Below are 9,222 nucleotides of genomic sequence, written 5' to 3'. Positions count from 1 at the left end.
CCCCCCGACTCGCCCCAGGGCCGGCAGCCCTTCCTCACGACGCCACGCCGGCGCCCCCACGCGCCCGCGACCTGATCGAGTACCTCCCGGTCGGCACGCGCCGACCCGTATCCGAAGAGGACCACTGCCATGTCCGCAGTCACCCCTGCGCGCAAGACCTCCGCCGAACCAGAACCACCGGCCACCGACAACGGCAGACCGCCCGCCTCCTCGGCGCTGCGCGCCCTCGTGCTGCGCCTGCACTTCTACGCCGGACTGCTGATAGCCCCCTTCCTCCTGGTCGCCGCCCTCACCGGCGCCCTCTACGCCGCCTCCTACCAGATCGAACGGGTCGTCTACTCCGACCAGTTGACCGTCCCGGCCAAGGACACCACGGTCCCGCTCGGCGAACAGGTCGACGCCGCGCTGGCCGCCCACCCCGACGGCACGCTCAGCGCCGTCCGGCCGGCACCCGCCAAGGGCGAGACCACCCGGGTCCTGCTGGACGACCCGAGCGTCCCCGAGGGCCGCAAGCTCGCCGTCTTCGTCGACCCGCACACCGCGGAGGTCAAGGGCGCGCTGGCCAGCTACGGCGGCTCCGGAGCGCTGCCCTTCCGCGCCTGGGTCTCCGGTCTGCACGCCAACCTCAACCTCGGCGAGACCGGGCGCCTCTACAGCGAGCTCGCCGCCAGCTGGATGTGGGTCGTCGTGCTCGGCGGGCTTGTCCTGTGGTTCGGCCGACGCCGTGCCCAGCGCAAGCTGCGCGGCACCAAGGGCCGCCGCCGCACCCTCTCCCTGCACGGCACCGTGGGCGTCTGGGCCGCGCTCGGCCTGCTGATCCTCTCCGCGACCGGCCTCACCTGGTCCACCTACGCCGGCGAGAACATCGGCGAACTGCGCGCCAAGGTCGGCGGCAGCACCCCCACCCTCTCCGCGGCACCCGGCGGCGGCCACGAGGGCCACGGCTCCGGCGGCGGCCACGCGGGCCACGGCGACGACGCCGGCTCCGGTCACCCGGACATCGGCATCGACCGCGTGCTGAGCATCGCCCGCGACGACCAGAAGCTGGACGGCCCGCTGGAGATCACCACGCCGGTCGTCGGCGAGGACGGCACCCCGAGCGCGTACGTCGTCAAGCAGATCGACCGCCAGGTCCCGCACCGGCTCGACCAGATCGCCGTCGACACCTCCAGCGGCGAGGTCACCGGGCGCCTCGACTTCGCCGACTACCCCGTACTCGCCAAGCTCACCAGCATGGGCATCAGCGCCCACGACGGGCGGCTCTTCGGCCTGGCCAACCAGATCGTGCTGCTGGCACTCGCCCTGGGCCTGGTCGCCCTGATCGTCTGGGGCTACCGCATGTGGTGGCAGCGCCGCCCGGACCGGGAGGGCCGGCTCTCCTTCGGCCGCCCCTACCCGCGCGGCGCGCTGCGGAAGCTGCCGGTGACGTGGTGGCTGCCGCTGGCCGGCGTCACCGCGCTGGTCGGCTGGTTCGTGCCGCTGCTGGGGCTGAGCCTGCTGGCGTTCCTGGCGGTGGACGTCGTACTCGGCCTCGTCGCCCGCAGCCGCGCCGAGGCGTAGCGGCACGCCGGTTTCCGACCCGCCGGCTGCCGGCGGGTCGGCTTCCGACACCAAAGGGGGCGCCCCACCGACTTCCGGTGGGGCGCCCCGGGCTCGGGCCTCGCTGCTCAGACGAGGTCGAGCGCGTCCAGCTCGGTGCAGACCGTGTCGACGAGCAGCCGCGTGACCACGTACGGGTCCACGTTGGCGTTCGGCCGGCGGTCCTCGATGTAGCCCTTCTTGTCCACCTCGACCTGCCACGGGATGCGCACCGAGGCACCCCGGTTCGAGACGCCGTAGCTGTACTCGTTCCACGGCGCCGTCTCGTGCGCGCCGGTCAGCCTGGACTCGACACCGGCGCCGTACTGGCGGATGTGCTCCTGCGGCTTGTCGCCCTTGCCCAGCGACTCACAGGCCGCCAGGATCGCGTCGTAGCCCTCGCGCATCGCCTTGGTGGAGAAGTTGGTGTGCGCGCCCGCGCCGTTCCAGTCGCCCTTGGCCGGCTTGGGGTCGAGCGTCGCGGAGACACCGAAGTCCTCGGCCGTGCGGTACAGCAGCCAGCGCGCCACCCACAGCTGGTCGGAGACCTCCAGCGGGCTGAGCGGGCCCACCTGGAACTCCCACTGGCCCGGCATGACCTCGGCGTTGATGCCGGAGATCCCGAGCCCGGCGGCCAGGCAGTTGTCCAGGTGCTTCTCCACGATGTCCCGGCCGAAGATCTCGTCCGCGCCGACACCGCAGTAGTAGCCGCCCTGCGGAGCCGGGAAGCCGCCCTCGGGGAAGCCCAGCGGCCGCGCGCCGTCGAAGAACGTGTACTCCTGCTCGATGCCGAACAGCGGCTCCTGCGCCGCGTACCGCTCCGCCAGCGGGCGCAGCAGCGCGCGGGTGTTGGACTCGTGCGGGGTGTCGTCGATGTTGAAGACCTCGCACAGCACCAGCACGTCGTCGCCGCCCCGGATCGGGTCAGGGTAGGAGGCGACGGGCTTGAGGACGCAGTCCGAGGCGTGCCCCTCGGCCTGGTTGGTGCTGGAACCGTCGAAGCCCCAGACCGGCGGCTCGGCGCCGTCGGCGAGGATCTTCGTCTTCGACCGGAGCTTGGCGGTCGGTGCGGTGCCGTCGATCCAGATGTACTCGGCCTTGTAGCTCACGGGCGTCCGTCCTCGGGTAGCGGCGTAGTGCGACTGCGGGTGCCGGGTGAGCGGCGGGCGTCACCCAGAAGGCACCCTCGCCAGCCGCGATTTCCCGGCAGTTGCCCGCCTGTTAAGCCGCTGTGAACTACTTCTCCGGTCGTGACCGCCGCCCGCGTGGGTAGCCGCCTCCCTAACGGAACGAGTACCACCGCTTAACCTGGCAGCGGCATCAACAGCACCGGGAGGCGCCGTGCCCAACCTGACCGTCGACTACTCCGAGCCGCTCGCCGGCACCTTCGACGCCACGGCGCTCGGCCGTGACCTGCACATCGCCGTGGAGAAGACCGTCGGCTCCTCCCCCTCGGCCTGCCGCACGCACTTCCGGCGCATCGAGCAGAGCGTGATCGGCGACGGCGGCGAGATCGGCGACAGCACGGACGTCGCCCACATCGAGGTCTCGCTGTTCGCCGGGCGCACCACCGAGGCCAAGGCGGAACTCGCCTCCGCCGTGCTCGCCCTCGCCAAGGAACGTGTCATGGCGCTGCCGGGCCGCCGGCTGCGGCTGTCCGTGCACATCAGCGAACTCGACCAGGCCACCTACCTCACCCACCAGGCCTGACCCGTCGCCCCCCCGCCGCCTGATCGTCAGGCGCACGCGGGCGGCGCGTGACGACGGCCCGGAGCGGGGCGCCCCGCTCCGGGCCGTCGTGGTCGAACGGCGGTGATCGCCTCTCAGCCCAGGACCTCAGCCCAGGGCCTCAGCCCAGGACCTCAGCCCAGGACCTCAGCCCAGGGCTGAGACCCGGTCGCGGTAGCCGCGCGCCGGGGGCGCGTCCCGGTACGGTTCGAGCTGCTGCTCAAAGCCGCGCACCGCCTCGTACGCCCGCGCGGAGCGCATCTCCGCAGCGCCGTGCGCCGCCTCCGCGCCCAGCGCGCACGCCTGCTCGATCTCCCCCAGCCCGAGCCGCGCCCGGGCCAGCACCACCTGGCACAGCAGCCGGCCGCGCGCCCGGCCGCTGCCGCACAGCCGCAGCGACCGCTCGGCGTGCTGGGCGGCACTGCGGTACTGCCGCAGGTCCAGATAGCTGTGCGCGAAGTCGGCGGCCAGCCGCGCCTCGTCGAAGAACCGCGCCCAGTACGGCACGTCCTCGCTCGGCCGGGCCGCCTCCAGCGCCTGCTCGGCCCTCGCCAGCGCCGCCGTGCACGCCCGCACCTCGCCGAGCGTCGCCTGCCCGCGCGCCTCCGCGCCGTGCATCAGCGCCTGCACCACCGGCGGTGCCGCCGCGGCCACCCCCTGCTGGGCGACCCGGGCCAGCTGCACCGCCTCCCGGCCGTGCCCCAGATGCACCGCCTGCCGGCTCATCGACACCAGCACAAAGCTGCCGAACGCCCGGTCGGCGGCGGCCTGGGCGAGCCGCAGCGACTGGACGAAGTAGCGCTGGGCGAGGCCGTGCGCGGCGATGTCGTACGCCGTCCAGCCGGCCAGCCTGGTCAGCTCGGCCACCGCGCCGAACAGGCGCCGCCCCGTCTGCTCGCCGTACCGGCCGCGCAGCATCGGCTCGGCCTCGTGCTCCAGGTACCGGACCAGCGCCTGCCGGGCGTGTCCGCCGCCGTGCGCCTCGTCCAGCGACCGGAACAGCTCGCCCACCGAACGCAGCGCCGCCACGTCCCCACCGGTCACCCGCTGTCCGGGACCGCGCTCCAGCGACCGGGGCGGCTCGCCGCGACCGGGCCGGGGGACGGGCCCGCGCCCCTGCACGGGCACCCTGGCCTGCGCCGTCGGCGGCGGCACGGGCTCGCCGCGCCCGACCCGCTCGTCGGGCCGGCCGATGAGCCAGTCGCGGCTGGGCACCACAAGGCCGGCCGAGGTGAAGGCGATCTTGCGCAGTTCGCCGTGGCTGCCGGTGTCCTTGCGCCACAGCCCGGAGACGATGTCCACCGCCTCCGCAGGACTCGCCGCGAACTCCAGACCCGCGTAGACGGGGGCGCAGGCGTCGAGCCCGAGGTCCTGCGCCGTCAGCCGGCGGCCGAGGCGGCGGGTGAACACCTCGGCGATCAGCGCCGGAGTGGTGCCGCGTGGCTGCTGCCCGCGCAGCCATCTTGTCACCGAGGTCTTGTCGTATCTGAGATCGAGGCCGTGCTCGAGGCCGAGCTGGTCGACTCTCCGGGCCAGCCCGGCGTTGGAGAAACCCGCCTCGGCGATGAGAGCGGCGAGCTGTCGGTTGGGACTGCGCTGCTGGGCGGGGCGGCTGCCAGGTCGTTCCGTCGACATCAGCTCTGCGGTCTCCTGCCTCTCGGCCTGTGGTGAACGCCGGGGCGCCCTTGAGGAACGGCGTGAATGTAGCGGTCGGATCTCCGCCGGATGCCGTAGCGGCCCGGTATTCATCCATACGTGTGAGTGCGACGGCCCGGCGGGCGCCTGAGGCAACGTTCCGCCCGCGCCGTAGAGTGAACGGAGCAGGCGGCACCGCGGCCGGCCGGGCACGAGGGCGGCGCGGGCGTCCGATTCGGCTTGAGAAAGGAACTGCGGCCGTGAGCGAGCTGCGCTTCGTCCACCTGGGCTTCGGCGAGGAAGCGGTGGAGTACCTGGACGGCTGGCGGCACCAGCGCGAGGTGCACGCGGCCCGGTTCGCGGACGAGATCCCCGACACCTGCCTGCTGCTGGAGCACCAGGCCGTCTACACGGCGGGCCGCCGCACCGAGGACAGCGAGCGGCCGCTGGACGGCACTCCCGTCGTCGACGTCGACCGCGGCGGCAAGATCACCTGGCACGGCCCCGGCCAGCTCGTCGGCTACCCGATCCTCAAGCTGCCGCGCCCGGTCGACGTCGTCGCCCATGTCCGGCGGCTGGAGGACGCGCTGCTGCTGACCTGCGCCGAGTTCGGCCTGGAGGCCACCCGGATCGAGGGCCGCAGCGGCGTGTGGGTGCTCGGCGACCCGGTCGCCGACCCGCCCCGGTACGGCGGCCTCGACCTGGACTTCGACCCCCGCCTGAAGGAGGACGAGGAGTTCGACGCCCGGCTGATGGGCCCGGAGTACGCCCCCTCCAACGCCGGCCAGCGCGGCGAGGACCGCAAGCTCGCCGCGATCGGCATCCGGGTCGCCAAGGGCGTCACCATGCACGGCTTCGCGCTGAACTGCTGCCCCGACAACACCGGCTTCGACCGCATCGTGCCCTGCGGTATCCGCGACGCCGGCGTGACCTCGCTCTCCGCCGAACTCGGGCGGACGGTGACGGTGGACGAGGTGCTGCCGGTGGTCGAGAAGCACCTGCGCGCCGTCCTGGAATCGGCCACCCCGCTGCCCCGGGCGGTGTGACGCCGCATGGCACGGCCGCCCGGCGACCGCCTCCCCGTACGCGCTCCGCGGACGCGGGACGCACACACGGTGACGGCCGCCGCGCCTTGTTTCCCCCGGCCGTCCGGGGTTCAGGGCTCACAGCTGCAAGGGCGTACCCTGGGTTCGCCGAGGAATCAAAAGTTTTAGGAGCCGGACGTGTCCGCTGTCGCACCCGACGGTCGCAAGATGCTCCGCCTGGAGGTCCGCAACAGCCAGACCCCCATCGAGCGCAAGCCGGAGTGGATCAAGACCCGAGCGAAGATGGGCCCGGAGTACAACGCTCTCCAGGGACTGGTCAAGCGCGAGGGCCTGCACACGGTGTGCCAGGAGGCGGGCTGTCCCAACATCTTCGAATGCTGGGAGGACCGCGAGGCCACCTTCCTCATCGGCGGTGAGCAGTGCACCCGCCGCTGCGACTTCTGCCAGATCGACACCGGCAAGCCCGCCGAGTTCGACCGCGACGAGCCGCGCCGCGTCGCCGAGTCCGTCCAGCAGATGGAGCTGCGCTACGCCACCATCACCGGCGTCGCCCGCGACGACCTCGAGGACGGCGGCGCCTGGCTGTACGCCGAGACCGTGCGGCAGATCCACGGCCTGATGCCCGACACCGGCGTCGAACTGCTCATCCCCGACTTCAACGCGGTGCCCGAGCAGCTGGCCGAGGTCTTCTCCTCCCGCCCCGAGGTGCTCGCGCACAACGTGGAGACCGTGCCCCGCATCTTCAAGCGGATCCGGCCGGCCTTCCGCTACGAGCGCTCGCTCGAGGTCATCACCCGCGCCCGTGAGGCCGGGCTCGTCACCAAGTCCAACCTGATCCTCGGCCTCGGCGAGACCCGCGAGGAGGTCAGCGAGGCGCTGCGCGACCTGCACGAGGCCGGCTGCGAGCTGATCACCATCACCCAGTACCTGCGCCCCACGCCGCGCCACCACCCGGTCGAGCGCTGGGTGAAGCCGGAGGAGTTCGTGGAGCTCCAGCAGGAGGCCGAGGAGATCGGCTACGCCGGCGTCATGTCCGGCCCGCTGGTCCGCTCCTCCTACCGCGCCGGCCGGCTCTACCAGCAGGCGATCGACCGCCGCGCGGCGGTCGGCACCGCCGGCGCCGCCCCGGCGGCGGGCGAGGGCGCGGACACCGCCGCCTGAGTCTCCGCACGCCTGACCGACCGCACACCGAGGGGCCGCCGACGCTTCCCGCGCCGGCGGCCCCTCGGGCCGTTCGCGGGAGGCCCCCGCTGCCGCCGCTGCCGCCGAGTGGCGGAGCGCACGGTCGGCAAAATCGTTTCTGTCCTTTTGACCGTCATGACATCCGGTGGTAACACCGTTCGGTGACGATGTGTTCACGCAACGCTCATCCGCCCCTGCTCGTCGCTCACGCCGCCGAAAGGGAAACCGCCATGCGGGAAGCCACTCCCGTCCGTCCCCGCCTCGCCGACACCCTGCGCGTACTGGAGGGACTGCTGCTGGAATCCGGCCAGCGCACCGCCCGCCGCAACGCCTGGTCCGCCGTCGTGGAGAACCGCAGCAGGGCCCGTGCCCGCACCGAGGCCGCCCACGTCCTGGAGGCCGCGGCTGAAGGCACCTCCACCGGCACGTAAACTTCCTCTTATGGCGAGGAAGGAAAAATCCGAGAACCCCGGGCGACTGAAACAGATCGCCCTCACCTACAAGATGACCAAGCGGGCCGACCGCTGGATCGGGCTGATCCTCCTCGGCGTCGCGCTGGTCACCTTCGGTGTGCTTCTCGGCATCGGCTTCTTGATCGGACACCCGGTCTACCTGGGCATCCTCGGCTTCCTGCTGGCCTTTCTCGCCACGGCGATCATCTTCGGCCGCCGCGCCGAACGTGCCGCCTTCGGCCAGATGGAAGGCCAGCCGGGCGCCGCGGCGGCGGTACTCGACCGGATCGGCCGCGGCTGGAACGTCACCCCGGCGGTGGCCATCAACCGCAGCCAGGACGTCGTCCACCGCGTCGTCGGCAAGCCGGGCGTCGTCCTCGTGGCCGAGGGCAACCCCAACCGGCTGCGCGGCCTCCTGGCGGCCGAGAAGAAAAAAATGGCCAGGCTGCTCGGCGACATCCCGGTGCACACCGTCGTCGTGGGCAACGGCGACGACCAGGTGCCGCTGCGCAAGCTGCGCGCCACCATCATCAAGAAGCCGCGCGTCCTGGTCGGCGGCCAGGTCACCGAGGTGAACGACCGCCTCCGGGCCGTCGGCGACCTGATGAGCAACATGCCGATCCCCAAGGGCCCGATGCCCAAGGGCATGCGCATGCCGAAGGCGCCGCCCCGCTGACACGCGGCAACCGCCGCACACACCCCTTCTCGCAGCGGTGGGGGCCGGGTCGAGTGACACCACTCACACCCGGCCCCCACCGCTTTGTACACAACCCACGCCCCCCGCGGCAGCGCGGCGACCCGCTCGTACTACCGCCCACCGCTCACCCGTGCCGACCTGATGGGCGACATGCCGATCCTCAGGGGCCCGAGGCCCCACGGCGTGCGGACGCCACGATCTCCCGTCCCCCGCGTCCGACACATTCGCCGGGCGGGCCAGCGCGGCCCCCACGGCAGCGCCCGCAACAACCGTCGCCGCCCGCAACGGGACGGCGACGACTCATCCGAAGGCGCAGCGGGACAGCAGAAAGGGATCGCGCCGGCAGAAGGGTGGTGCGCGGGGCGCCCACGCCCCCGCCCGCTTCCCGACGGAGCACCCCCGCTTCCCAGAAGCGGACCCCTAGAAACGGATCTGGACCGCGCCGGACACCCGGTCGTGCAGACCGCGCGTGTCCCGGTCCCACACCAGCGCCGGGATCACCAGCAGCAGCAGCGCCGTCCGCACCGCCACCCGCGGCACGGTCAGCCGGCCGCCGTCCACCCCGATCACCCGCAGCCCCAGCATGCGCTTCCCGGGCGTGAAGCCGAGCGTGCCGACCATCAGGAACGTCATCACGCCGAACACCACCAGCGCCCAGTTGCTCGTGGAGCGGGAGTCGCCGGCGCTCAGCAGACCGAACGCGATGATCAGGCACAGGAACCAGTCGATGAACACCGCGGCGAACCGCCGGCCCACAGACGCCACCGAGCCCGGTCCGCTCTCCGGCAGCCCCAGCCGCTCGCCCCGGTAACCGAAGTCGACGCCCATCTGCTCGGCCGCCGCGCGGGGACCGGAAAGCCACGAACCTACTACCTGCCTCTTGTCCACCCGTCAACGGTAACGC

The 9,222-nt window shown here is 72.7% G+C and carries 9 protein-coding genes; 6 read left to right on the top strand and 3 right to left on the bottom strand.

Going from position 1 to position 9,222, the window contains the following annotated elements; all coding sequences use genetic code 11:
- Positions 1-129: 129 nt before the first annotated feature.
- A complete protein-coding gene (locus GL263_RS15170) occupies positions 130-1,560 on the top strand; it encodes a PepSY-associated TM helix domain-containing protein (protein ID WP_182856237.1) in 1,431 nt (476 codons plus the stop codon).
- 107 nt (positions 1,561-1,667) lie between these two features.
- On the opposite strand, the gene glnII is transcribed toward GL263_RS15170, so the two are convergent.
- Positions 1,668-2,687: a glutamine synthetase gene (glnII, locus tag GL263_RS15165; RefSeq protein ID WP_143650294.1), complete on the bottom strand. Its 1,020-nt coding sequence runs from the start codon at positions 2,685-2,687 to the stop codon at positions 1,668-1,670.
- 232 nt (positions 2,688-2,919) lie between these two features.
- Here glnII and GL263_RS15160 point away from each other — a divergent pair, with 232 nt between their 5' ends.
- Positions 2,920-3,288: a 5-carboxymethyl-2-hydroxymuconate Delta-isomerase gene (locus tag GL263_RS15160; RefSeq protein ID WP_182856236.1), complete on the top strand. Its 369-nt coding sequence runs from the start codon at positions 2,920-2,922 to the stop codon at positions 3,286-3,288.
- 165 nt (positions 3,289-3,453) lie between these two features.
- Here the strand turns inward: GL263_RS15160 and GL263_RS15155 are convergent, their stop codons facing one another.
- Positions 3,454-4,941, bottom strand: a complete 1,488-nt coding sequence (locus tag GL263_RS15155; RefSeq protein WP_182856235.1) for an NsdA family TPR-like regulatory protein — start codon at positions 4,939-4,941, stop codon at positions 3,454-3,456.
- Positions 4,942-5,201: 260 nt separating this feature from the next.
- On the opposite strand from GL263_RS15155, the gene lipB reads away from it, so the two are divergent.
- The 4 genes from lipB to GL263_RS15135 all read left to right on the top strand — a co-directional run bounded on the left by lipB (position 5,202) and on the right by GL263_RS15135 (position 8,297).
- Complete coding sequence (gene lipB, locus GL263_RS15150; protein ID WP_182856234.1) at positions 5,202-5,987, top strand: lipoyl(octanoyl) transferase LipB; 786 nt, start codon at positions 5,202-5,204, stop codon at positions 5,985-5,987.
- Between the two features lie 177 nt (positions 5,988-6,164).
- The gene (gene lipA, locus GL263_RS15145) at positions 6,165-7,148 is read left to right on the top strand and encodes a lipoyl synthase (protein WP_182856233.1); all 984 of its coding nucleotides are present in this window, start codon (positions 6,165-6,167) and stop codon (positions 7,146-7,148) included.
- A gap of 251 nt (positions 7,149-7,399) precedes the next feature.
- Positions 7,400-7,600: an SCO2195 family GlnR-regulated protein gene (locus GL263_RS15140; protein ID WP_182856232.1), complete on the top strand. Its 201-nt coding sequence runs from the start codon at positions 7,400-7,402 to the stop codon at positions 7,598-7,600.
- Positions 7,601-7,610: 10 nt separating this feature from the next.
- Positions 7,611-8,297, top strand: coding sequence for a DUF4191 domain-containing protein (locus GL263_RS15135; RefSeq protein WP_182856231.1), 687 nt, complete (start codon positions 7,611-7,613; stop codon positions 8,295-8,297).
- Between the two features lie 441 nt (positions 8,298-8,738).
- Here GL263_RS15135 and GL263_RS15130 read toward each other — a convergent pair whose 3' ends face one another.
- Positions 8,739-9,206: an RDD family protein gene (locus GL263_RS15130; protein WP_182856230.1), complete on the bottom strand. Its 468-nt coding sequence runs from the start codon at positions 9,204-9,206 to the stop codon at positions 8,739-8,741.
- Positions 9,207-9,222: the final 16 nt, after the last annotated feature.

The organism is Streptomyces durbertensis (assembly GCF_014156695.1).
Taxonomy (GTDB): Bacteria; Actinomycetota; Actinomycetes; order Streptomycetales; family Streptomycetaceae; genus Streptomyces; species Streptomyces durbertensis.
Note: the sequence above shows the minus strand (reverse complement) of the source record. Positions and strands in the feature narration are given on the sequence as shown.